At 49.3% G+C, this 23,954-nt stretch carries 19 protein-coding genes, 1 pseudogene and 1 other annotated feature; of the genes and pseudogenes, 19 read left to right on the top strand and 1 reads right to left on the bottom strand.

All coding sequences use genetic code 11. The annotated features are described in order from the left end of the window. The first annotated feature begins 7 nt into the window (after positions 1-7). The 4 genes from accD (at position 8) to pyk (ending at position 5,017) form a co-directional block, all read left to right on the top strand. A complete protein-coding gene (gene accD, locus NSU00_RS10275; RefSeq protein ID WP_013859921.1) occupies positions 8-883 on the top strand; it encodes an acetyl-CoA carboxylase, carboxyltransferase subunit beta in 876 nt (291 codons plus the stop codon). Further along, the gene (gene accA, locus NSU00_RS10270) at positions 877-1,851 is read left to right on the top strand and encodes an acetyl-CoA carboxylase carboxyl transferase subunit alpha (protein ID WP_340703642.1); all 975 of its coding nucleotides are present in this window, start codon (positions 877-879) and stop codon (positions 1,849-1,851) included. Before accD ends, accA begins: the two co-directional genes overlap by 7 nt. A gap of 421 nt (positions 1,852-2,272) precedes the next feature. Further along, positions 2,273-3,235 (top strand): 6-phosphofructokinase, encoded by a 963-nt coding sequence (gene pfkA / locus NSU00_RS10265; protein WP_029141413.1) that lies wholly within the window; start codon positions 2,273-2,275, stop codon positions 3,233-3,235. Positions 3,236-3,256: 21 nt separating this feature from the next. Then, positions 3,257-5,017, top strand: a complete 1,761-nt coding sequence (gene pyk, locus NSU00_RS10260) for a pyruvate kinase (RefSeq protein ID WP_340703641.1) — start codon at positions 3,257-3,259, stop codon at positions 5,015-5,017. Positions 5,018-5,059: 42 nt separating this feature from the next. Here the strand turns inward: pyk and ytvI are convergent, their stop codons facing one another. Beyond that, on the bottom strand, positions 5,060-6,178 hold the full coding sequence (gene ytvI / locus NSU00_RS10255) for a sporulation integral membrane protein YtvI (RefSeq protein WP_340703640.1): 1,119 nt from the start codon (positions 6,176-6,178) through the stop codon (positions 5,060-5,062). Between the two features lie 166 nt (positions 6,179-6,344). Between ytvI and NSU00_RS10250 the strand changes: the two genes are divergently transcribed. The 15 genes and pseudogenes from NSU00_RS10250 to thrS all read left to right on the top strand — a co-directional run bounded on the left by NSU00_RS10250 (position 6,345) and on the right by thrS (position 23,913). Next, the gene (locus NSU00_RS10250; RefSeq protein ID WP_014097750.1) at positions 6,345-6,812 is read left to right on the top strand and encodes a DUF441 domain-containing protein; all 468 of its coding nucleotides are present in this window, start codon (positions 6,345-6,347) and stop codon (positions 6,810-6,812) included. A gap of 379 nt (positions 6,813-7,191) precedes the next feature. Further along, positions 7,192-8,307 carry a citrate synthase gene (gene citZ / locus NSU00_RS10245; protein WP_340703639.1) on the top strand — a complete coding sequence of 372 codons (1,116 nt, stop codon included), beginning with the start codon at positions 7,192-7,194 and terminating at the stop codon, positions 8,305-8,307. Between the two features lie 195 nt (positions 8,308-8,502). Further along, positions 8,503-9,777, top strand: coding sequence for an NADP-dependent isocitrate dehydrogenase (gene icd, locus NSU00_RS10240; RefSeq protein WP_013859914.1), 1,275 nt, complete (start codon positions 8,503-8,505; stop codon positions 9,775-9,777). Positions 9,778-9,847: 70 nt separating this feature from the next. Further along, a complete protein-coding gene (gene mdh / locus NSU00_RS10235) occupies positions 9,848-10,783 on the top strand; it encodes a malate dehydrogenase (protein ID WP_195850581.1) in 936 nt (311 codons plus the stop codon). A 233-nt stretch (positions 10,784-11,016) separates the two neighbouring features. Continuing rightward, a complete protein-coding gene (gene polA, locus NSU00_RS10230; RefSeq protein WP_412734191.1) occupies positions 11,017-13,644 on the top strand; it encodes a DNA polymerase I in 2,628 nt (875 codons plus the stop codon). A gap of 35 nt (positions 13,645-13,679) precedes the next feature. After that, positions 13,680-14,513, top strand: a complete 834-nt coding sequence (mutM, locus tag NSU00_RS10225) for a DNA-formamidopyrimidine glycosylase (RefSeq protein ID WP_013859910.1) — start codon at positions 13,680-13,682, stop codon at positions 14,511-14,513. Between the two features lie 64 nt (positions 14,514-14,577). Next, positions 14,578-15,219, top strand: coding sequence for a sporulation membrane protein YtaF (gene ytaF, locus NSU00_RS10220; RefSeq protein ID WP_041819248.1), 642 nt, complete (start codon positions 14,578-14,580; stop codon positions 15,217-15,219). Positions 15,220-15,235: 16 nt separating this feature from the next. Continuing rightward, on the top strand, positions 15,236-15,838 hold the full coding sequence (gene coaE / locus NSU00_RS10215; protein WP_118497776.1) for a dephospho-CoA kinase: 603 nt from the start codon (positions 15,236-15,238) through the stop codon (positions 15,836-15,838). A gap of 132 nt (positions 15,839-15,970) precedes the next feature. After that, positions 15,971-17,008, top strand: coding sequence for a glyceraldehyde-3-phosphate dehydrogenase (locus NSU00_RS10210; protein ID WP_340703638.1), 1,038 nt, complete (start codon positions 15,971-15,973; stop codon positions 17,006-17,008). 97 nt (positions 17,009-17,105) lie between these two features. Continuing rightward, a pseudogene (locus tag NSU00_RS10205) lies at positions 17,106-17,594 on the top strand (benzoate transporter); the annotation flags it as partial. Between the two features lie 205 nt (positions 17,595-17,799). After that, positions 17,800-18,258 (top strand): transcriptional regulator NrdR, encoded by a 459-nt coding sequence (nrdR, locus tag NSU00_RS10200; protein WP_013859905.1) that lies wholly within the window; start codon positions 17,800-17,802, stop codon positions 18,256-18,258. Between the two features lie 14 nt (positions 18,259-18,272). After that, the gene (locus NSU00_RS10195; RefSeq protein ID WP_017554726.1) at positions 18,273-19,670 is read left to right on the top strand and encodes a replication initiation and membrane attachment family protein; all 1,398 of its coding nucleotides are present in this window, start codon (positions 18,273-18,275) and stop codon (positions 19,668-19,670) included. Next, the gene (dnaI, locus tag NSU00_RS10190) at positions 19,667-20,611 is read left to right on the top strand and encodes a primosomal protein DnaI (protein WP_029142485.1); all 945 of its coding nucleotides are present in this window, start codon (positions 19,667-19,669) and stop codon (positions 20,609-20,611) included. Before NSU00_RS10195 ends, dnaI begins: the two co-directional genes overlap by 4 nt. Positions 20,612-20,737: 126 nt before the next feature. After that, positions 20,738-21,574, top strand: a complete 837-nt coding sequence (locus tag NSU00_RS10185; protein WP_340703637.1) for a putative sporulation protein YtxC — start codon at positions 20,738-20,740, stop codon at positions 21,572-21,574. A 118-nt stretch (positions 21,575-21,692) separates the two neighbouring features. Continuing rightward, positions 21,693-21,915 (top strand) — a binding site (T-box leader). A 75-nt stretch (positions 21,916-21,990) separates the two neighbouring features. Next, positions 21,991-23,913 carry a threonine--tRNA ligase gene (gene thrS / locus NSU00_RS10180; RefSeq protein ID WP_029142484.1) on the top strand — a complete coding sequence of 641 codons (1,923 nt, stop codon included), beginning with the start codon at positions 21,991-21,993 and terminating at the stop codon, positions 23,911-23,913. The last annotated feature ends 41 nt before the right edge of the window (positions 23,914-23,954 follow it).

The raw sequence follows: 23,954 nt of genomic DNA, 5'->3' as shown, positions 1-23,954 counted from the left end.
GTAAGATTTGCTGAAAGATTTTTTTTCTAAACCGAAAAAGCGAAAATATGCGACTATCCCTTCAGACCATACAAGGCAGGAAGTTCCTGAAGGGATCATGTCAAAATGCCCGAAGTGCGGCAAAATCATGTATACAAAAGAACTGCAGAAAAATTTAAAAGTCTGCCTCCATTGCGGCTACCATTATCAAATGACCGCTTATGAAAGGGTGGAAAGCCTGCTGGATGAAGGGACGTTTGAAGAGTTCGACCGCGGCCTTGTTTCCAAAAACCCGCTTGCGTTTCCGGGTTACCTTGAAAAACTGGAAAAGGACCGCAACAAAACAAACCTGAATGAAGCGGTACTGACAGGTAAAGGCGACATTCAGGAAAGGCCGGTCGTGCTTGCTGTCATGGATGCGCAATTCCGGATGGGCAGCATGGGCTCGGTTGTCGGCGAAAAAATTACGCGCGCCATCGAAGAAGCAGACAGGCTCCATGTGCCGTTTATCATTTTCACTGCTTCAGGGGGCGCCCGCATGCAGGAAGGGATATATTCTTTAATGCAGATGGCAAAAACGAGCGCGGCGCTTGAAAGGTTCAGCCGCCACGGCGGGTTAACGGTAACCGTGATGACCCATCCGACAACAGGCGGCGTGACTGCAAGCTTTGCTTCGCTCGGGGATATCAATCTTGCGGAACCCGGCGCGTTGATCGGTTTTGCCGGTCGCCGTATTATTGAACAGACGATCCGAGAAGAACTTCCTGAAGATTTCCAGACTGCAGAATTTCTTCTTCAACACGGCCAGCTCGATGCGGTTGTGAAACGCCATGACCTGAAAAAAACATTGGCAGGCATTCTGGACATCCATCAACCAACAAACGCAGGTGAATTACAATGGTGAATGAACTTGAATTTGAAAAACCGGTCATTGAGCTGAAACGTAAAATTGCCGAGTTAAAGGAATTTACAAAACAGTCGGATGTCGATTTGTCAAGCGAAATTGAAAAACTGGAAGCAAGGCTTTCCCGGCTGGAAGAGGAAATTTACGAAAACATGGATCCATGGGACAGAATCCAAATTGCGCGTTTTCCCGAACGGCCGACATCATTGGACTATATTCAATATCTTTTTACCGATTTTCTTGAGCTCCATGGCGACCGTGTATACGGCGACGACGGGGCGGTTGTCGGCGGGATCGCAAAATTTGAGGGTCTTCCTGTCACCGTGATTGGCCAGCAGCGGGGCAAAGATACAAAAGAAAACATCCGCCGCAATTTCGGCATGCCACACCCGGAAGGCTACCGGAAAGCATTACGGCTGATGAAGCAGGCAGAAAAATTTAAACGCCCGATTATCAGCTTCATCGACACAAAAGGTGCGTATCCGGGAAAAGCAGCGGAAGAAAGGGGCATCGCTGAATCGATCGCGCGCAATTTGTTTGAAATGTCCGGGCTGTCCGTTCCGATCATCTGCCTGATTATCGGCGAAGGGGCCAGCGGCGGGGCGCTCGGCATTGGCGTCGGCGACCATATCCATGTCCTCGAAAATGCATGGTTCTCAGTGATTTCACCGGAGTCCGCCGCGGCGCTTTTATGGAAAGATACATCGCAGGCAAAACGGGCTGTCGCCACCATGAAGATGACCGCGCCCGAGCTGAAAGAACTGGGCATTATCGATGATCTGATTCCGGAAGTAAAAGGCGGTGCACATAAAGATCCAAAAGCGCAGGCAGAGCTGATCCGCCCCGTGCTTGCCGCATCATTAAAGGAGTTGCGGGCATATGCCCCTGAAGAACTGGTGGAAAAAAGGTACGAAAAATACCGTAAAATCGGCGTGTTTTCAACGCTCGAACAGTTTGCCCGCCAGTAGCCGCAAGGATGACAGGCAACCGGCTGACTTTGTGCCGGTTGCCTCGCTTTTTACACGGTGCAATGTATACAAGCCAAAATGTTTGGCGTTCTGTTTTTCCAGCTAGTCCCTTTCTTCTAAGTGGTTGGAACGTAAAAACAGATCCTGGTTTACCGGCATGGAAACCGGGAAAAGAAAAAAAGAACGCCCTTTGCTGGCAAGCGGGAAGGCTGGGGAATTGGTAGCGTATTCATACTATTCCGACACAGTTTGTTCAAAAACGCACATTTTTAAAATTTTTACTTTTTCATGATTGATTGTGAACATGCTTTTAAAGTGGTATTTTAGAAATATCCGAAGGCAGACTTGGCGATACTATAGTTACTTTGCTTGATTGAAATACCGGCCTGCCATGAGAATTACATATACAGAGGTGAAGCATATGAAGCGAATTGGAGTATTGACAAGCGGCGGCGATGCACCGGGGATGAATGCGGCGGTCCGCGCGATTGCCCGTAAAGGGATTTATCACGGCCTGGAAGTTTACGGCATTCACCAAGGTTATAACGGATTGATTCAAGGAAACATCCAAAAGCTCGAAGCAGGATCTGTTGGCGATATTCTCCAGCGGGGCGGCACGGTTTTGCAGTCGGCAAGAAGCGAAGAATTCAAAACGCCGGAAGGGCAGCAAAAAGCGATCAGGCAGCTGAAAGACCATGGCATTGAAGCGCTCGTTGTGATCGGCGGCGACGGTTCCTACCAAGGGGCCAAAAAATTGACGGAACAGGGCTTTAACTGCATTGGTGTGCCAGGGACAATCGATAACGACATCCCGGGGACGGATTTTACAATCGGTTTTGATACGGCATTGAACACAGTGCTTGATGCGATTGATAAAATTCGCGACACCGCTTCTTCTCACGAACGCACCTTTATTATTGAAGTCATGGGCAGAAATGCCGGGGATATCGCGCTCTGGTCCGGCCTGGCCGGCGGAGCCGAATCGATTATTATTCCGGAAGAAAAATTTGACTTAAAAGATATCGTGGAGCGTCTTGAACAGGGGAGAAAACGCGGCAAACGCCACAGCATCATCATTGTCGCGGAAGGCGTGATGAGCGGCAACGAGTTTGCTGAACAATTGAAAAAAACCGGTGTGATCGGCGATACCCGCGTTTCTGTTCTCGGCCATATCCAGCGCGGCGGTTCTCCGACGGCATTTGACCGCGTGCTTGCAAGCCGCCTCGGCGCAAGGGCTGTTGAACTGCTGCTTGAAGGAAAAGGGGGCCGCGCTGTCGGCATTCAAAATAACCAGCTGGTTGACCACGATATCCTTGAGATTCTCGGAAAACCGCACGCCGTTAATAAAAACATGTACAAGCTGTCGAAAGAATTGTCGATCTAACGTTTCTTAGGAGGAAATAGAATGAAAAAAACCAAAATTGTATGTACAATCGGGCCTGCCAGTGAAAGTGTGGAAATGCTTGAAAGATTAATGGCAAACGGGATGGATGTTTGCCGCCTGAACTTCTCGCACGGCAGCCATGAGGAACATCTTGCCCGGATTAAAAATATCCGTGAAGCTGCAAAAAACCAAAACAAAACGATCGGGCTTCTGCTCGATACAAAGGGACCGGAAATCCGCACCCATGATATGAAAGACGGCGGATTCGAGCTCGTTGAAGGCATGACACCGGTCATTTCAATGACAGAAGTGCTCGGGACAACGGAAAAATTTTCGGTCACATATGAAGGGCTGATTGATGATGTGCACGTTGGCTCTAAAATTTTACTTGATGACGGTTTGATTGAACTGGAAGTGACGGCCATCGATAAAAACGCCGGTGAAATCTTTACAAAAGTGCTGAACCGCGGCGTTTTGAAAAACAAAAAAGGTGTTAACGTCCCGGGTGTTTCCGTGAACCTTCCGGGCATCACCGAAAAAGACGTGAGCGATATCCTGTTCGGGCTTGAACAAGGCATTGACTTCATTGCGGCTTCGTTTGTACGCCGGCCGTCCGACGTTTTGGAAATCCGCCAGCTCCTTGAAGAACACGATGCTTTGCATGTGAAAATTTTCCCTAAAATTGAAAACCAGGAAGGCGTCGACAATATCGATGAAATCCTTGCGGTATCAGACGGCTTAATGGTTGCCCGCGGCGACCTCGGCGTTGAAATTCCGACCGAAGCGGTGCCGCTCGTGCAAAAAGAACTGATCAGAAAATGCAATACGCTCGGCAAACCGGTGATTACCGCAACGCAAATGCTTGATTCGATGCAACGCAACCCGCGCCCGACCCGCGCGGAAGCAAGCGACGTGGCCAACGCCATTTTTGACGGCACGGATGCGATCATGCTTTCCGGCGAAACGGCAGCCGGGAAATATCCTGCTGAAGCGGTTAAGACGATGTACAATATTGCGGTTCATGTGGAAAAAGCAATTAACCACCGCGATATTCTGAACAAGCGCAGCAAGAGCACGGACCATAATATGACAGACGCTATCTGCCAGTCCGTTGCCCATACGGCTTTAAATCTTGATGTGAATGCCATTATTGCGCCGACTGAAAGCGGCTATACGGCACGCATGATCTCCAAATACCGCCCGGCGGCCCCAATCATTGCTGTCACGAGCGATCCGAAAGTACAACGCGGCTTAACTGTTGTGTCCGGCGTATACCCACAATTGGGCACAAAGGCAAACAATACGGATGAAATGCTTGAAATTGCAGTGGAGGAAGCGTTGAAATCCGAAATCGTCCATCACGGCGACCTTGTGATCATTACAGCAGGCGTCCCGGTTGGTGGGAAAGGCACCACCAACCTGATGAAAGTGCACCTGATCGGTGATATATTGGCAAAAGGCCAGGGAATCGGCAGAAAATCGGCATTCGGCCCGGTCATCGTTGCTGAAAGCCCTGAAGAAGCAAACGCAAAGGCAACAGAAGGTTGTGTGCTCGTCACGAGAACGACCGACAAAGAAATCATGCCGGCCATTGAAAAATGCGCCGCGCTGATTACGGAAGAAGGCGGCTTGACAAGCCATGCTGCAGTTGTTGGCATCAATGTCGGCATTCCGGTCATTGTTGGCGTTGAAAAAGCCGTTTCCATTTTTGAAGACGGGCAGGAAGTTACGGTAGATGCGGCAACCGGCTCGGTTTACAACGGCCATGCGACTGTATTGTAAGTAAACTAAAAAAAGCGCAGAGGCATCCGGCCTCTGCGCTTTTTATATTGCTTTTTTGCCCATAATATAGTTCCAAATGTCATGGAACACATGGGCACGGATCAATGCGGTCAGCAACACGAGCGTAATCGGCCCGAGAATCAGGCCGAGAAACCCGACTGTTTTAAATCCGATAAACAGGGCAATCAGCGTCGCGAGCGGATTCATTCCGATGCTGGACGATAAAATTTTTGGCTCCATAATCTGCCTTTGCACGATCACGACAATGTAAAGGACGGTTAGCCCGATCGCAAGCGGCAGGCTGCCGGTAATGAATTCGTAAATGATCCACGGGACAAACACAACGCCCGTTCCCAAATACGGAAGAATATCGACAATACCGCAAACAAGGGCGATCGTAATCGCGTAATTCACACGCAAAATCAAAAGCCCGATCAGCACAATGACAAGTGTCATGGAAATCAATGTCAATTCAGCGCGGATAAAACCGAACAGCGCATTGCGCAGGTCGGCAAACACGGTGATCCCGCTTTTTCTTGCTTTTTTCGGCAGCAACAGCTTTCCTTTGCCTGTCAAATGGTTCCAGTCTTTGCTGATGAAAAATGTTGCAAGCAGGGCAAAAATCAGCACGGTTGCCGCATTTGGAATCCAGGAAACAAGCCCCGGCAGTTTTTTAAACAGCCCGGACAGGAAATCGCCTGCTGAAGAAGCGATCTTTTGCCCGGCTGCCTGGATGTTTTGCACGATCGTTTCCTGTTGGCCCGCATCGAGATTTTTAAAGAGGCCCGCCAGCTTGTCGTACAGCGGCAAAACTTGTGCGGTGACAAGCGATTCCGAATAATTGACAAGCGTCTGGACATGCTCCGGCAAAACGTCAGCAAGGTAATTCGCCCCTGTTACAATCTCGGCAACAAGCAGCGTAATGATGCCGACAAAGACGCCAATGATCAGAATCAGGGATATCAAAACAGCAAGCGCCCGCGGAAGTCTCACCTTTTTGTCCAGAAAATTGACGAGCGGGTTGATCATAAGCGCGATCAACAGGGCAATAATAAACGGGTAGGCGTATTTTACAGCCAGATAGACTGCAAAAAAGCCAACCAGGATGCACAGTGCAACAAAAAGGCCCCGCAGCGCGCGGTGTATGTAAACGGAATTCAAGTTTGACCCTCCTGTATTCGTTAATATGTTATTATTTTACACGGCGGGGCGCGTAAAACAAAGAAAAAGCCGCTTTTTTTGATGGATTTTCTATTTCCGTCTTTCCAAAAAAGTTCAGAAAGATACCCGGCACCAATAGTTTTCCAGCAAGAAAGAAGGGATGTATATGTACCAGCCGTATTTGTTTTTGCTGCTGCTTTTAGCGATAGGATTTGCGGCAAAAAACCAATCGTTAATCATTTCAGTTATTGTGCTACTTGTCTTGAAAGTGGCAGGGCTGGATGCAAAAATTTTTTCAACCGTCCAGTCGAAAGGGATCAACTGGGGCGTCACCATTATTACGATTGCCGTCCTTGTGCCGATTGCAACCGGGCAGATCGGCTTTAAAGATTTGTATGAATCACTCAAATCGCCGTATGCATGGATTGCACTTGCATCCGGCATCATTGTCGCGCTTCTGGCCAAAAACGGCATCACCCTGCTTGCGAGCGACCCGCAAATTACGACGGCGCTCGTGCTTGGCACCATTCTCGCCGTTTCTTTGTTTAAAGGGGTTGCGGTCGGGCCGCTGATCGGCGCCGGCATTGCCTGGATGGCCATGAAAATTGTCGAATGGGTGACAAACAGTTTTTAGCCGGGAGAAATTTGCAGGTCATATAAAAACCGTTGAAAAAAAGACTTTTCAACGGTTTTTCTCCTGTTGGCCACAGAAAGGCGCATGCTAAAATCAAAATGATTGCCAGCACGGCTGCGAAAGCGCTATACTGAAAGAAGAAATTTGGATTTTTTCTGTACCAATGTGTTTGAAAATTGTTTATAATGATTTATGTAAGCGGGCGCATGTACGTCAAAAAATAGACAAATATAATTATTATATTATAATAGAGTATGTGATCGCTTGCATATTGCCGGCCGGCAACCGTTATTTATTCCGCAGAAAAATATATACCCCGAAATCAACTTATCTACGTTTGAGATGGGGGAAACAACCTTAAGGAGAAGGAGAGATAAGCATGACAGCAACAAGAGGTCTGGAAGGGGTCGTTGCAAGTGAAACTTCAATCAGCTCGATCATCGATGACACGCTTACATATGTCGGCTACGGCATTGATGATTTAGCGGAAAAAGCCAGCTTTGAAGAAGTCGTCTACCTGCTGTGGCATTTAAAACTGCCGACAAAATCCGAACTGGAAACATTTAAGCAGGAACTGGCAGATCATATGGATTTGCCGAATGAAATTTTGGACAGCTTTAAAACTTATCCGATCGGGAAAGTGCACCCGATGGCCGCGCTCCGCACCGCTGTTTCCGCACTTGCGCTGTACGATGATGAAGCAGATGCAATGGACCGGGAAGCAAACTTGCGCAAAGCCATCCGGCTGCAGGCAAAAATACCGGCAATTGTTGCCGCTTTCGCAAGAGTCAGGAAAGGCCTGGAACCTGTCGCGCCGCGCAGAGATCTCGGTTTTGCCGCAAACTTCCTGTACATGTTAAAAGGAAAGGAACCGGAACCGATTGAAGTGGAGGCCTTTAATAAAGCGCTTGTGCTGCATGCGGACCATGAACTGAACGCATCCACTTTTACTGCACGCGTTTGTGTTGCGACGCTTTCCGACATCTATTCCGGCGTTACCGCTGCAATCGGCGCATTGAAAGGCCCGCTCCACGGGGGCGCAAATGAGCAGGTCATGAAAATGCTCACGGAAATCGGTTCGGTCGATAAAGTGGAAGATTACCTGCATGAAAAATTCATGAAAAAAGAAAAAATCATGGGTTTTGGCCACCGCGTTTACAGAAAAGGCGATCCGCGCGCAAAACACCTAAAAAAAATGTCGGAAAAATTGACAGAGCTGACCGGACAGCGTAAATATTATGATATGTCGGTAAAAATTGAGCAAATTGTCACGAGCGAAAAAGGCATTCCTGCCAATGTGGACTTTTATTCCGCATCTGTCTACCATTGCCTTGGCATCGACCATGATCTGTTCACGCCGATTTTTGCCGTCAGCCGCATTTCCGGATGGATTGCCCATATTCTGGAACAATACGCCAACAACCGGATTATCCGCCCGCGCGCGGAATATATCGGCCCGGGCATGCGCCAGTACGTTCCGCTCGAAGACCGGTAACGCAAACCTAGGCGGGGAATCCCGGCTGAAATTTTTCGCGATTTTTTAAAACGCCCGCCCGTGCCTTTCAATCTTTCGGGGACGGGCAAGCGTGCGCTTTTTGGAGAAGGACCGGCCTGTGGCCATTCACGGGGCCGGCCCATTCCGTGTACACCACAAGTATAAACTGATATTGGGACTGGAGGAGATTTTGAAATGGCACAAGGAGAAAAGATCACCGTAGAAAACGGCGTATTAAACACACCGAATCACCCGATTATTCCATTTATCGAAGGGGACGGCACAGGCCCTGATATTTGGGCGGCTGCACAGCGCGTATTGGATGCGGCTGTTGAAAAGGCCTATAAAGGCGAAAAGAAAATTGTCTGGAAAGAAGTCTATGCAGGGGAAAAAGCATTCAATAAAACAGGGGAATGGCTGCCGCAGGAAACGCTTGACACGATCCGCGAATATTTCATTGCCATTAAAGGGCCGTTAACCACTCCGGTCGGCGGCGGGATCCGTTCGCTGAATGTTGCGCTGCGCCAGGAACTCGACTTATTCGTCTGCCTGCGCCCTGTCCGTTATTTTGATGGCGTCCCTTCCCCGGTCAAACGCCCGCAGGATACCGATATGGTCATTTTCCGCGAAAACACGGAAGACATTTATGCCGGCATTGAATATAAAGAAGGTTCGCCGGAAGTGAAAAAAGTCATTTCGTTTTTGCAAAATGAAATGGGCGTAAAAAAGATCCGCTTCCCGGAAACTTCCGGCATCGGCATCAAACCGGTATCGAAGGAAGGCACGGAACGGCTGGTGCGCGCCGCGATTAACTATGCGATCAAAGAAGGACGCAAATCCGTTACGCTCGTACATAAAGGCAATATTATGAAATTTACGGAAGGCGCGTTTAAAAACTGGGGTTATGAACTGGCGGAAAGGGAATTCGGCGATAAAGTCTTTACCTGGTCCGAATACGACCGCATTAAAGAAGAAAAAGGCGCGGATGCTGCCAACCAGGCGCAGAAGGAAGCAGAAGCAAACGGCAAGATCATCATCAAAGATGCGATTGCCGATATTTTCCTGCAGCAAATTTTGACCCGCCCGCGCGAATTTGACGTCGTGGCAACGATGAACTTAAACGGCGACTACATTTCGGATGCGCTCGCCGCACAAGTCGGCGGCATCGGGATTGCCCCTGGCGCGAACATCAACTACGAAACCGGCCATGCCATTTTCGAAGCGACGCACGGAACGGCGCCGAAATATGCCGGCTTGGATAAAGTGAACCCTTCATCTGTTATTTTGTCGGGTGTTTTGATGCTCGAACATCTGGGCTGGAATGAAGCGGCAAAATTGATTACCGGTTCGATGGAAAAAACGATCGCTTCCAAAGTTGTCACATACGACTTTGCCCGCCTGATGGATGGCGCGAGGGAAGTCAAATGCTCTGAATTCGGCGATGAACTGATCAAAAACATGGCGGAATAACAGACAAATGATTTACGGCAGGCCGGCTGCTTTTTAACAGCCGGCTGACACTTAACAAAGGGGGCTCGTCATGCTGAAAAGGAAAAAAATATCGGTTATTGGCGGCGGTTTTACAGGGGCGACAACGGCATTTCTGATTGCCCAAAAAGAACTGGGGGATGTGGTGCTCGTTGACATCCCGCAATTGGAAAATCCGGTAAAGGGGAAAGCCTTGGACATGTTTGAAGCATCCCCGGTACAGGGGTTTGATGCCAGGATCACCGGCACGTCGGATTATGCAGACACAAAGGATTCCGATATCGTCGTCATCACCGCGGGCGTTGCGCGCAAACCGGGGATGAGCCGGGATGACCTCGTCCAGACAAACCAAAGGATCATGGAAAACGTGACAAAGGAAATTGTAAAATACTCGCCAAATGCCGTGCTGATTGTACTGACGAACCCGGTTGATGCGATGACTTACACCGTTTTTCAAACATCCGGTTTTCCGAAAAACCGTGTAATCGGCCAGTCGGGTGTCCTCGACACGGCAAGATTCCGCGCTTTCGTCGCAGAGGAACTGGACGTCTCCGTCAAAGACGTTACCGGTTTTGTGCTCGGCGGCCATGGCGATGAGATGGTGCCGCTCGTCCGCTATTCTTACGCAGGCGGCATTCCGCTTGAAACATTGATTCCAAAAGAGCGCCTTGATAAAATTGTGGAACGGACAAGAAAAGGCGGCGGGGAAATCGTGAACCTGCTTGGCAACGGCAGTGCTTATTATGCGCCGGCATCGGCATTAACGGAAATGGTAGAAGCCATTGCCAAAGACCAGCGCCGCATCCTGCCCGCCGTTGCTTATCTCGAAGGCGAATACGGCTATAACGGCATTTATCTCGGCATTCCGGTCATTTTGGGCGGCAACGGCCTTGAAAAAATCATCGAACTCGATTTGACACCGGAAGAAAAAGCAGCGCTTGACAAATCCGCCGCTTCCGTCCGGAAAGTCATGGATGCACTCGTATAAACAGAAAAATTCTGCTCCAAATCCGCACGAAGGGTTTGGGGCTTTTTTTCGTGCCTGCTCCTTTAAAACCTGCCGGAAAAAGCGATGATCGCGCCTTTCCCGGCGGCAACAGAGCGGCAATATTTCGTTTCTTTTTTTAAAAAGCGCCGCGATTTTTCCTTTGCGCCGAATCATGGTAAAATGGGGAAAGGAATATGAACGGATATTCTCCATTTTTCCGGGAGGTTTTGGTTTTGAAAAAATTGATTTTAATTGATGGAAACAGCATTGCCTACAGAGCGTTTTTTGCTTTGCCGCTTTTAAACAATGACAAAGGCATACATACAAATGCGGTGTACGGCTTTACGATGATGCTTACCAAAATATTGGAAGAAGAAAAGCCGACGCATATTTTGGTGGCGTTTGATGCCGGCAAAACGACCTTCCGCCACGAAACATACAGCGAATACAAAGGAACGCGCCAAAAAACCCCGCCGGAACTGTCCGAGCAGTTCCCGCTGATCCGGGAACTGCTCGATGCCCACGGGATTGAACGGTATGAACTGGAAAATTACGAAGCGGATGACATTATCGGCACCCTGTCGAAAAAAGCGGAAGAAGAAGGGTTTACTGTTAAAGTCATTTCCGGCGACAAAGATATGACGCAACTAGTCTCGCCGAAAACAACGGTCATGATTACACGTAAAGGGATCACCGATATGGAAGCCTACACGCCGGCGCATGTCGAGGAAAAATACGGGTTAAAGCCGCACCAGATCATCGACATGAAAGGGCTGATGGGTGATTCATCCGATAACATTCCCGGCGTGCCGGGGATCGGGGAAAAAACAGCCATTAAGCTGTTAAAACAGTTCCCGACGGTGGAAGAGCTGCTTAGCCATATCGGGGAAGTATCTGGAAAAAAACTGCAGGAAAAATTGGAGGCGCACAAAGAACAGGCGCTGATGAGCAAAGAACTCGCCACCATCCACCGCGACATTCCGCTTTCGATTTCCATTGAACAGGCGGCATACAGGCACGCCGACCCGGAAAAATTGCGGCATTTGTACCAGGAATTGGGCTTTAAATCGATGCTTGAAAAAATGGGCGGGGGCGCCCGGACGGAAGAAAAACCGGCACTGGAAGCTATTTCTTTTTCAATCGCCGAAGACATTACGGACAACTTGTTTGCGGATGTCTCTTCTTTTTATGTGGAGATCCTCGATGAAAATTACCATACGGGCGAGATCATCGGGTTCGGTTTAAAAAACGAAAAAGGGCTCTTTTTCCTCCGGGCGGAAGACGCACTTGCTTCCGAAGCGTTCAAAAGATGGGTGGAAGATGAAAGTAAAATCAAGCACGTCTATGATGCAAAACGTTCGATTGTCGCTTTGAGGCGGTACGGCATGGAACTGCGCGGGACCGGCTTTGACCTGCTGCTCGTTTCTTATCTTTTGAATCCTTCCGATACGGTCGAAGATTTTGCTTCGGTGGCAAAAACGCATGATTATGGGAATGTGGAAACCGATGAGGCCGTCTACGGAAAAGGCGCGAAACGGAAGCTGCCCGGGGAAAAACGGTATGCCGAGCATATTTCCCGGAAAGCGGAAGCGATTGATGCCCTTTGCGAACCTTGCACAAAAGCGCTCAAAGACAACGGCCAGCTTGAACTGTTTGAACAACTCGAGCTCCCGCTGTCCCTTATTCTGGCGGATATGGAATACATCGGCGTGAAAGTCGATACGGACCGTTTAAAAGAAATGGGTGAAGAATTTAAACTCCGGCTCCATGAGATTGAGCAGCGGATTTACAGTATGGCCGGCACTGAATTCAATATCAATTCGCCGAAGCAGCTTGGCACCATTCTTTTTGAAAAAATGGGGCTGCCGGTCATTAAAAAAACAAAAACGGGATACTCCACGTCTGCCGATGTGCTGGAAAAATTGGAACCTGCCCACGAAATCGTCAGGGAAATCCTTCATTACCGGCAGCTTGGGAAATTGCAGTCCACCTATATTGAGGGGCTTTTAAAAGTGGTCCACCGGGATGGCAAAGTCCATACGCGTTTTAACCAGGCTTTGACGCAAACCGGCCGCCTCAGCTCGACGGATCCGAATTTGCAAAATATCCCGATCCGAATGGAAGAAGGCCGGAAAATCCGCCAGGCGTTTGTCCCGTCGGAAGAAGGCTGGCTCATTTTTTCGTCGGATTACTCGCAGGTAGAGTTGCGGGTGCTCGCCCATATTTCCGGCGATGAAAAGCTGATTGAAGCGTTCCGCGAAGGCATGGATATCCACACAAAAACGGCGATGGAAGTTTTCCATGTAAAAGCGGAAGAAGTAACGCCTGAGATGCGGCGCCAGGCAAAAGCGGTCAACTTCGGGATCGTATACGGCATCAGCGACTACGGGCTTTCGCAAAATCTCGGCATTACCCGCAAGGAAGCCGGCGAATTTATCAAACGGTATTTTGCATCCTACCCGCGCGTCAAGGAATATATGGATGAAACTGTCAGAGAAGCCAAGCAAAAAGGCTATGTCTCCACCCTTTTAAAGCGGCGGCGTTACTTGCCGGAAATTTCAAGCCGGAATTTCAACTTGCGCAGTTTTGCTGAAAGGACGGCCATGAATACCCCGATCCAGGGAAGCGCAGCCGATATAATTAAAAAAGCGATGATCGATATGGCAAAAAGGCTGAAAAAAGAAAAGCTGCGGGCGCGGCTGCTGCTGCAGGTCCATGATGAGCTGATTTTCGAAGCGCCGGAAGAAGAAATTGAAGTGCTGAAAGAAATTGTGCCGGAAGTGATGGAGCATGCCGTAGATCTCGCTGCTCCCCTGAAAGTGGATTCTGCATACGGGCCGACCTGGTTTGATGCAAAATAGCTGCAGGCAACAAAGAAAGAAAAGAGGAAAAAGCAATGCCGGAATTACCGGAAGTGGAAACGATACGAAGAACGCTGGCACAGCTCGTTGCCGGCGAAACGATTGAAAGCGTAACGGTGCTTTTGCCGAAAATGGTCAAAAAGCCGCTTAACACAGAGGCGTTTGCCGATGCCCTGGCCGGTGAAACGATCCGTTCGCTCGGGCGGCGCGGCAAATTTCTCATTTTTTACACGGACCATTATGCGCTTGTCTCCCATTTGCGCATGGAAGGGCGGTACCGGGTTTATGGCCAAAATGAGCCGGTTGAAAAGCATACGCATATGATTTTTCATTTTCAATCCGGGAAGGAACTAAGGTACAAAGATGTCCGCAAATTCGGGACGATGCATCTGTTTTTAAAGGGGGAGGAACTGTCCTCGCTCCCGCTTTCGAAACTCGGCCCTGAGCCGTTATCCGATGCGTTTACGGAAAAATATTTATACGGCAAATTAAAGAAAACGGAACGCAATGTCAAATCCTGTTTGCTCGATCAGACGGTCATTTCCGGGCTCGGGAATATTTATGTGGACGAAGCCTTGTTCCGCGCCCGCATCTTTCCGGAGCGGAAAGCAAAGTCGCTGACAAAAAAAGACGTGCATCTTTTACACAGCGAGATCATCCAAACGCTGCAGGAAGCCGTTGAAAAAGGCGGCAGCACGGTCCGTTCCTATGTAAATTCACAAGGGCAGATGGGCATGTTCCAGCTCGAACTGTATGTTTACGGCCGGAAAGGGGAGCCGTGCCGGAAATGCGGCACCCCGATTGAAAAGATGGTTACAGCAGGCCGCGGCACCCATTACTGCCCGAACTGCCAAAAGAAACGCAGATAACGGGATGAACATTGGTCAGGCCCCCTCCATACACTGATAGCAGCGATGCAAAACGGAAGGGGCGATGGCCGTGGGTTTCCGGCTTTCGATTTTGCTATTGGCATTGGCGGTCAGCATGGATAATTTCAGCACCGGTTTTACATATGGGCTGCGGAAGATGAAGATTCCGCTTAAGTCCCTTCTCATCATCGCCGTTTGTTCGGGGGCCTCTTTATTTCTTTCCGTGCTGTTCGGGAAGAGCCTGCTCCACTGGATTCGCCCGGAAACGGCAAACCGGATTGGCGGCGTGATTTTAATTTTGATCGGGGGATGGGTGATGATCCAGTTTTTCCGGTCAAACGACGAAAAAGAAGAAGAACCCGGGGAAAAAGTCGTGCTCAACTTTGAAATCCGCTCTTTGGGCGTCGTCATCCATATTTTGAAAAAACCGACGAGCGCGGATTTTGACCGTTCCGGGGCCATTACCGGAATCGAAGCGGTCATGCTCGGGATTGCGCTCTCGCTCGATGCATTTGGCGCCGGGATCGGTGCGGGCATCATGGGCTATTCCCCGTTTCTGCTCAGTTTCCTTGTTGCCGGCATGAGCTTTTTGCTTGTCTCTTCCGGCATCCGGCTCGGCATGCTGTTTTCCCGGCTGCAATGGATCCGGAAAATTTCCTTTATACCAGGTGTTCTCCTCATTTTGATCGGTATATGCAAGTTTTAACAAGGCAGGTGGGAATATGGCAAAGATTATCGGCTTAACAGGCGGGATTGCAAGCGGCAAAAGCACGGTGTCCAATATGCTGAAAGCAAAAGGGTTTACGATTGTCGATGCGGATATTGCCGCAAGAAAAGTTGTCGAACCCGGCGAACCGGCATATGAACAAATCATTGAAGCGTTCGGCGAAGGGATTTTGCTGGAAGATCTCACGATTGACCGTAAAAAACTCGGGGCACTCATTTTTGCGGATGAAGCACTCCGGATGAAACTGAACAGTATTGTCCACCCTGCAGTCCGCGCCTGGATGACGCGGGAAAAGGACCGGGCAATTGAAAATGGGGAAAAAACCGTCTTTCTGGATATCCCGCTCCTGTTTGAAAGCCGGCTCACCTATATGGTTGAACGCACCATCCTCGTTTACGTGGATGAAGAAACGCAATTAAAGAGATTAATGGCCCGCAACGGCCTTTCAGAAAAAGAAGCGCAGATGCGGATCCGGGCGCAGATGCCGCTGAGCGAAAAAAAGGCATTGGCGGATGCGGTGATCGACAACAATGGCAGCCCGGAGGAAACAAAGCAGCAGCTTGAAAAAATCGTGTCAGATTGGCAGCTCGTTCCATGATGGGGTACATCATGGTTTTTTTTATACAAAAATAGGGAAATAACGCTACATAACTTTTAAAATATGATATACTAATTGATGAATAATGGATTAAAAGTATGTCATTTATTATTCGAAGGAGTTGTCTGCACTGTGGAAACAAAAATTGCGATTAATGGCCTAGGCCGCATCGGCAGGATGGTTTTCAGAAAAGCCATGATGGATGACACTTTAAATATTGTGGCGGTGAATGCCTGCTATCCGGCGGAAACACTGGCACATTTGATTAAATATGACACCATCCACGGCGTATTTCCGGGGGAAGTGGAAGCGGAAGAGGGGGAGGAAGCGCTTATTGTAAACGGCAAACGCATCCGGCTTTTGGCGGAGCGTGATCCGGCCCGGCTGCCATGGAAAAAAATGGATATCGATGTGGTGATTGAAGCAACAGGAAAATTCAATGCGAGGGAAAAAGCCGCGCTCCATCTCCAGGCAGGCGCGAAAAAAGTGCTGCTGACAGCACCCGGAAAGAATGAGGATGCCACCATTGTTTTAGGGGTAAATGAAAACGTTTTAGATATCGAACGGCATCATATTATCTCTAACGCTTCCTGCACCACAAACTGCCTGGCGCCGGTCGCGAAAGTGCTTGATGAACAATTCGGGATTGTAAACGGCCTGATGACAACGGTCCATTCTTATACGAATGACCAGAACAATACCGACAATCCGCATAAAGATTTAAGGCGTGCCCGGGCCTGTGCCGAATCGATCATTCCGACGACAACCGGGGCGGCAAAAGCGTTAGGCCTTGTCCTCCCGCAGCTGAAAGGGAAACTGCACGGCATGGCGCTGCGCGTTCCGACCCCGGATGTATCACTGGTGGACCTTGTCGTCGATTTGAAAAAAGAAGTGACGGCAGACGAAGTGAACGATGCATTTAAGGCGGCGGCGAAAGGTTCGCTGAAAGGCATTTTGGACTATACAGAAGTGCCGCTCGTTTCTTCCGATTATACGACAAATCCGTATTCGGCCATTGTCGACGGCTTATCCACGATAGTCATGGATGGAAGCAAAGTCAAGGTGCTGGCCTGGTACGATAATGAATGGGGCTATTCTTGCCGCGTCGTACAACTGGCACAGCTCGTCGCGGAAAAAATGGAAGAGACCGGAAAAATCAATATTGCCTGAACCGAACGGAGCAGCACCAGCCTGCTCCGTTTCCTTTATCGGGTAATTGTTGAAAACGGCTGGAACAGGGAGCCTAAACGCTGTTGGCCAATAGATGAATGATTTAATCGCTTTCCGGGCGCTGCTTGTTCCGCCTGTTGATGAAGAACACCTCGGGATTGATATCGGATTATCCGGCAGTGAATTGGCAAAAGTCATCTATCAGGAAATTTCCGTTGTGCTGCCGGCGTATCGCGGCAATCGTCTGCAAAAAATACTCGCCGGCGTGATTATGGAAGAACTCGGGAAGGAAGGCCATTCCTTCCGCTATATTTGCTGTACGGTCGCGCCCTTTAACATGCCCAGCTTGAAAGATAAATTTGCACAGGGCATGCAAATTGCGGCCCTGACCGAAAAATACGGCGGCCTTACGCGCTATGTATTCGTGAAAGACCTGTACGAACCGGTTCCGCCTGCCTGCCGGGAAGTCACCCCGATCCCGATGAATGACTTCAGCGCGCAAAAAGAAAAACTTGCCGCCGGCTTTCGGGGAATTAAAATGGAAGAAAAGGAAAACAGGCTGTGGATCCACTACGGCCGGAAGTAAAAAATGGCGGTTCATAAAACGTCAGGGATCCTTTATGGCGGCGGAAGGAAGCCCGAGGCCGGCATTCGGTGCCGCAACAGGTACAGAAGCTTTCCAAAAACGTGCGGGGTGATTTTTCATCCCGTTTTTCTAATGGCAATCTGTTGTCTATTCGCCTTCTTTTATATATGATGGTAATAAGAATGTATCAGAACGGGGGGTTCATATGAAATGTCCGTCTTGCCATAGCAACAATACGCGTGTGATCGATTCAAGGCCGGTCGACGAAGGCCGTTCCATCCGCAGAAGGCGTGAATGCGAAGACTGCTCTTACCGCTTCACCACGTTTGAAAAAGTGGAAGAAACCCCGCTCATTGTCGTGAAAAAGGACGGCAACCGCGAAGAATTTAACCGTGAGAAAATTTTGCGCGGGCTGATTAAAGCGTGTGAAAAACGGCCTGTGTCGCTGGACCAGCTTGAAAAAATCTCCATGGAGATCGAAAAAGAAATCCGCAGGCAAGGATATACAGAAGTCAGTTCCACCCTGATCGGGGAAATGGTCATGGACAGGCTGTCAAAAGTGGATGAAGTGGCCTATGTCCGCTTTGCTTCCGTTTACCGCCAGTTTAAAGATTTGAATGTTTTTCTCGATGAACTGAAAGAACTGCTCAACAAGAATGCTTAAACGGAGTGCCTTTTATGAAACAGATATGGAATGAAATACAGCCGGCTGACCGTTACCGCGCATCGTCGAACGGCCTGCTCCAGGATTATGATCAAAAGGTCATTTCGCTCCTGTACCAGCCGTTAATCGGGCCGCAATGTTACAGCCTGTATATGACACTGTGGAATGAAGTGGAAGTCGGCCGGCTCTGGTCTGAAGACTGGAACCATTACCACCTGATGAGCTTTTTGTCCATGAATCTGTCCGAAATTTACGAAGCCCGGCTGAAACTTGAAGGCATCGGGCTTTTGAAAACATATATGAAACAAACGGACGACATCCGCATGTTTATATACGAACTGCAGCCGCCCCTGTCCCCGGAACAGTTTTTTAACGACGGTTTGTTAAATGTTTTCCTGTACCGGCAGCTCGGCAGGACACATTTCCTGCGGTTGAAAAACTTCTTTTCCGACCGTGCCGTAGAACCGGGCGAGTACCGGGACATCACCCGCTCATTCCAGGATGTGTATGCCGCAAAAATCGGCCCCGAAGTGCTGAATGACGCAGAAGCACAGCAACTCAGCCGGCTGGAGGAAAACCGCCGCTATATCGAAAAAAACGCCGCCCCGGTCATTAAAATCGAAAACACCCATTTCAATTTTGACCTTTTATATGCAAACTTGCGTGACGACCTGATTCCGCTGCGCGCCATCACGCCAGAAGTAAGGGAAGCGATTGTCAAGCTTTCATTTTTATACGGTTTAAATGAACTGGACATGAAGAAAATTTTACTCCAGGCATTGACGGCGGACTTGGAAATCCGGGTGGAGGATTTGCGGAAAATCGCGCGCAGCTGGTTCCAGATTGAGCATCATGATGAACTGCCGCGCCTTGTTGACCGCTTCCAGCCAGAAACGGATGCGAAAGAACAAAAAGAGCCGGAAAACGATGAGGAGAAATTCCTCCGCTACCTGGAAACGACCTCTCCACGGCAAATGCTCATCGATTTTTCAGGCGGCAGCGAACCGGCGAAAGCAGATCTTGCCGCCATTGAAGAAGTCATGTTTGCCCAGCAGCTTCCCCTCGGGGTTGTAAATGTATTGATCCAATATGTTTTATTTAAAACCGATATGAAACTGTCGAAAAATTATTTGGAAAAAGTGGCCTCCCACTGGGCGCGCAAAAAACTGAAAACCGCTAAGGAAGCGATGGCGTTTGCCAAAAAAGAAGACCGCCAGTACAAACAATGGCTGAACAATAAAGAGAAAAACGGCACCGGACGGAGAAAGCCGGTCCGTGTTGAGAAGCTGCCGGACTGGTTTAAAAAAGAAGACCAAAAAACCGCTGCGGCCGCAGTCCAAGCCGATGGGGAGTCATTGGAAGAGAAAAGGAAAAGGCTTGAAAAAATACGTGAACAATACAAGAAAGGGTGAAGGCGGTGGAAAACATAAACGAGACGCTCAAAAGGCTTTCATCCAATCCCGGTTTCCGCAAGCGTTATGAAGAAATGAAGCAGGAAATCATCACGCATCCCGACGTCCGCGCTTTTTTGGATGCACACCGCGGCGAAGTCACAAGATCGATGATTGAAAAAAGCTGGATGAAACTGTACGAATTCATTTCACAGGAAAAAAATTGCAGCCGGTGCAAAAGCCTTGGCGAATGCGTGAATATGATGAAAGGATATGTGCCGGAACTTGTTATTGAACATGGCAATATTGAGATCCACTATAAAAGGTGCCAGAAGAAAATATTGGAGGATGAGCGCAATAAAACGCGCAGGCTGATCCAAAGCATGCACATGCCGAAAAAAATACTGGCGGCATCCTTTGGCGATTTTTTCCTTGAACAAACGGGGCGCCTGGATGCATACGATTTTGCGCATCGCTTTGTCCGTGAATACGAGCCGGGCAAAAAAATGAAGGGGTTATATTTATTCGGCAATTTCGGCGTCGGGAAATCGTATTTGCTTGGTGCGATTGCGAACGAGCTGGCGGACCGGAAACAGGTCTCTTCTTTAATTGTGTATGTGCCCGAGTTTTTCCGCGAAATGAAGGATTCCATCGGCGACCACTCCACCGGGGAAAAGCTGGATATGGTGAAACAAGTGCCCGTATTGATGCTGGATGATATCGGCGCGGAAACGAACTCGAGCTGGACGCGGGATGAAGTGCTCGGCCCGATTCTCCAATACAGGATGCAGGAAGACCTTCCCACTTTTTTTACATCCAATTTCAGCTATGAGGATTTAGAATACCATTTCACTTATACCCAGCGCGGGGAAAAGGAAGAATTGAAAGCCGCGCGCATCCTTGAGCGCATTAAATATTTAAGCGTCCCTGTCCGGATGGAGGGGCCGAACCAGCGGGCCTGACCCTTATATGAAGGGGGCCCGCCTTTTTCATTTCGTAACGCTTTGCCGCCTTCTATTTGCCGGTGCCCCTTCATATACATAAGGTAAAGCAAACGAGCATGTTTTACCGTACAGGGGGGGCTTGGATTGGAATTCCTGATCAGGGACAAGGATGATGCATTATGGATAAAAGCATATTTTGCAAAGGAAAAAGGGCGCGCTGTGAAAATCCGGGAAGCAGTGCTGCATGGGAAAATACATTATGTGGTGGAAGCGGCCGGCAGTAAAAAGGAACTGCAGGCGGCCGTTGCAGATTTTATCATGAAGAAAAAAAGAAACGAGTGGATTTGCAATCAATTGCACCAAGCCTATTTTTTTCGGGCGAAAGAAGAGCAAAACCGGATACTCGAAATCGTGGCCGGCATGCTGAAAGGAGAGCGGCCGGAGCTGACGGATATGGCGGGCGGGATTGAAGAACGTGCCGCCATCGAAGGGGCGGTCGCACCGCTGGTTGGCGAATCGCGCACATTGCCGCTCGCTTCCGTGCTGACGTTCCGCTTAAAAGGCTATTTTGACTGCCTTGACCGATACATCGGTATTGCGATTGACGAATACAAAATGGAACAGGAATACCAGATTTTTGTGCAAAGCTTGAGGGATTACTTGAAGCAAAAAGAACCAAAAAGAGAAAAAATAAAGCTCTGCCTCGGGGAACAGGTGAAATTTTACAACGGCCAATTCCGGGAAATGACGAGGGAAGAACTGGATGGGCTGATTGACCGCAGGCTTCTGTCCAACCACCCTGTCTATATTGACTCTGTCACGATTGCACCGCTTTTATCGATTGCGCCTGCCCGCATTGAAATTTATACGGATACCCCGGACCATGCTTTGATCCGTACGATATGCAATATTTTTGAAGAACGGGTGGCCGTGAAAAGCCGGATGCACTTTATGCACGATCAGCTCGCCGCCAGCGAATGATAAAAAGGGGGCCTTGAACCGGGGCAATGCAGCACGGCAACAAAATCCATCGGCTATCCCTTGATTTTTTCATTGCAAACTTCTATAATTACTTACATAATCAATTGGAAATGAAAAATTCAATGTGATGACGAGGACAACAGGATTCTGTTACCGCCTTTCAGAGAGGAAAGCCCCAGGCTGCAAGCTTTCCGGCACGGGCAGGATGCTTACCGCCTCCGAACTTCAGCCGTGAACAAAATCAGTAGCGGCTGGCGGATATTTCCGTTATCAAACTCAAGCCGTACGTGGAGACGTGCGGAAATGAGGGTGGAACCGCGTGTACAAAACTCGTCCCTTGCCGGGGACGGGTTTTATTTTTTTGCTTTGTTCTTGCGGCCACCCGCGTTGACATCATTTTTAAAGGAGTGGGACATATGGCAGAGATCGTAAAAATCACATTTCCAGATGGCGCTTTAAAGGAATTTCCATTTGGGACAACAACGGAAGAGATTGCCCAATCGATCAGCCCGGGCCTCCGGAAAAAGGCGCTCGCCGGCAAACTGAACGGCAAACTGCTCGATTTGCGCACACCGATTGAAGAAGACGGCGCAATTGAAATCGTCACCCCTGAGCATGAAGATGCGCTTGGCATTCTGCGCCACAGCACGGCACATTTAATGGCACAGGCTGTCCGCCGCCTGTATGGCAATGTCAAGTTTGGCGTCGGCCCTGCAATTGAAAACGGATTTTATTACGATATGGATCTTGACGCGTCGATCACGCCGGAAGACTTGCCGAAAATTGAAAAGGAAATGAAAAAAATTGCTGCGGAAAACCTTGAAATTGTCCGCAAAGTCGTATCCCGTGACGAAGCCAGAAACATATTTGCGAATGATGAATACAAGCTTGAACTGATTGATGCGATTCCGGACGAAACGGTCACGGTTTATGAACAGGGCGAATTTGTTGACCTGTGCCGCGGCGTCCATGTGCCGTCAACCGGAAAAATCAAGGAATTCAAATTATTAAGCATTGCCGGTGCATACTGGCGCGGCGACAGCAACAACAAAATGATGCAGCGCATATACGGGACGGCTTTCTTCAAGAAAGAGGATCTCGAGGCCCATTTGAAATTCCTGGAAGAAGCAAAAGAACGCGACCACAGGAAAATTGGGAAAGAACTCGAACTTTTCACGAACTCGCAAAAAGTCGGACAAGGCCTGCCGCTCTGGCTGCCAAAAGGCGCAACGATCCGCCGCATCATTGAACGGTATATTGTCGACAAGGAAGTCAAACTCGGCTATGACCACGTCTATACGCCGGTGCTTGGCAGCGTGGACCTGTATAAAACGAGCGGCCACTGGGACCATTACCAGGAAGATATGTTCCCGGTCATGAAAATGGACAATGAAGAACTCGTGTTGCGCCCGATGAACTGCCCGCACCATATGATGGTGTATAAAAATACGATCCACAGCTACCGCGAATTGCCGATCCGGATTGCCGAACTCGGGCTCATGCACCGTTATGAAATGTCAGGTGCGCTCTCCGGCCTGCAACGGGTGCGCGGCATGACACTGAATGATGCCCATATTTTCGTGCGCCCGGACCAGATTAAGGAAGAATTCAAGCGCGTGGTTGAACTGATTCTTGAGGTCTATAAAGATTTCAACATTACCGACTACTCGTTCCGCTTGTCGTACCGTGACCCGGAAAATACGGACAAGTATTATGATGATGATGAAATGTGGAACAAGGCACAGGCGATGCTGAAAGAAACGATGGATGATTTTGGTTTTGACTATTACGAAGCGGAAGGCGAAGCCGCATTTTACGGCCCGAAGCTCGACGTCCAGGTCCGCACGGCGCTTGGCAAAGACGAAACATTGTCAACCGTGCAGCTTGACTTCTTGCTCCCGGAACGGTTTGACCTGACGTATGTCGGGGAAGACGGCAAGCCGCACCGCCCGGTTGTCATCCACCGCGGCGTTGTTTCGACAATGGAACGGTTTGTCGCTTATTTGATCGAGGAATACAAAGGGGCGTTCCCGACATGGCTGGCACCGGTCCAGGTACAAGTGATTCCGGTATCGCCGGATGCCCATTATGACTATGCGCGGAAAGTCCAAGAAACGCTTAAGTCTGAAGGAGTCCGCGTTGAACTGGACGACCGCGATGAAAAACTGGGCTACCGGATCCGTGAAGCCCAAGTGCAAAAAATCCCGTACGCGCTCGTTGTCGGCGACCAGGAAGCTGCCGACAACACGGTCAATGTCCGCAAGTACGGCGAGAAACAAACGGAAACGGTGCCGGTCGACACCTTCCTCAGCAAGATAAAAGAAGAAATAAAACGGTAAAACAGACAAGAAATCACGCACCCTGCAGATTTGCAGGGTGC

The organism is Weizmannia sp. FSL W8-0401 (genome assembly GCF_038009125.1).
Taxonomy (GTDB): Bacteria; Bacillota; Bacilli; order Bacillales; family Bacillaceae_C; genus Weizmannia; species Weizmannia coagulans.
Note: the sequence above shows the minus strand (reverse complement) of the source record. Positions and strands in the feature narration are given on the sequence as shown.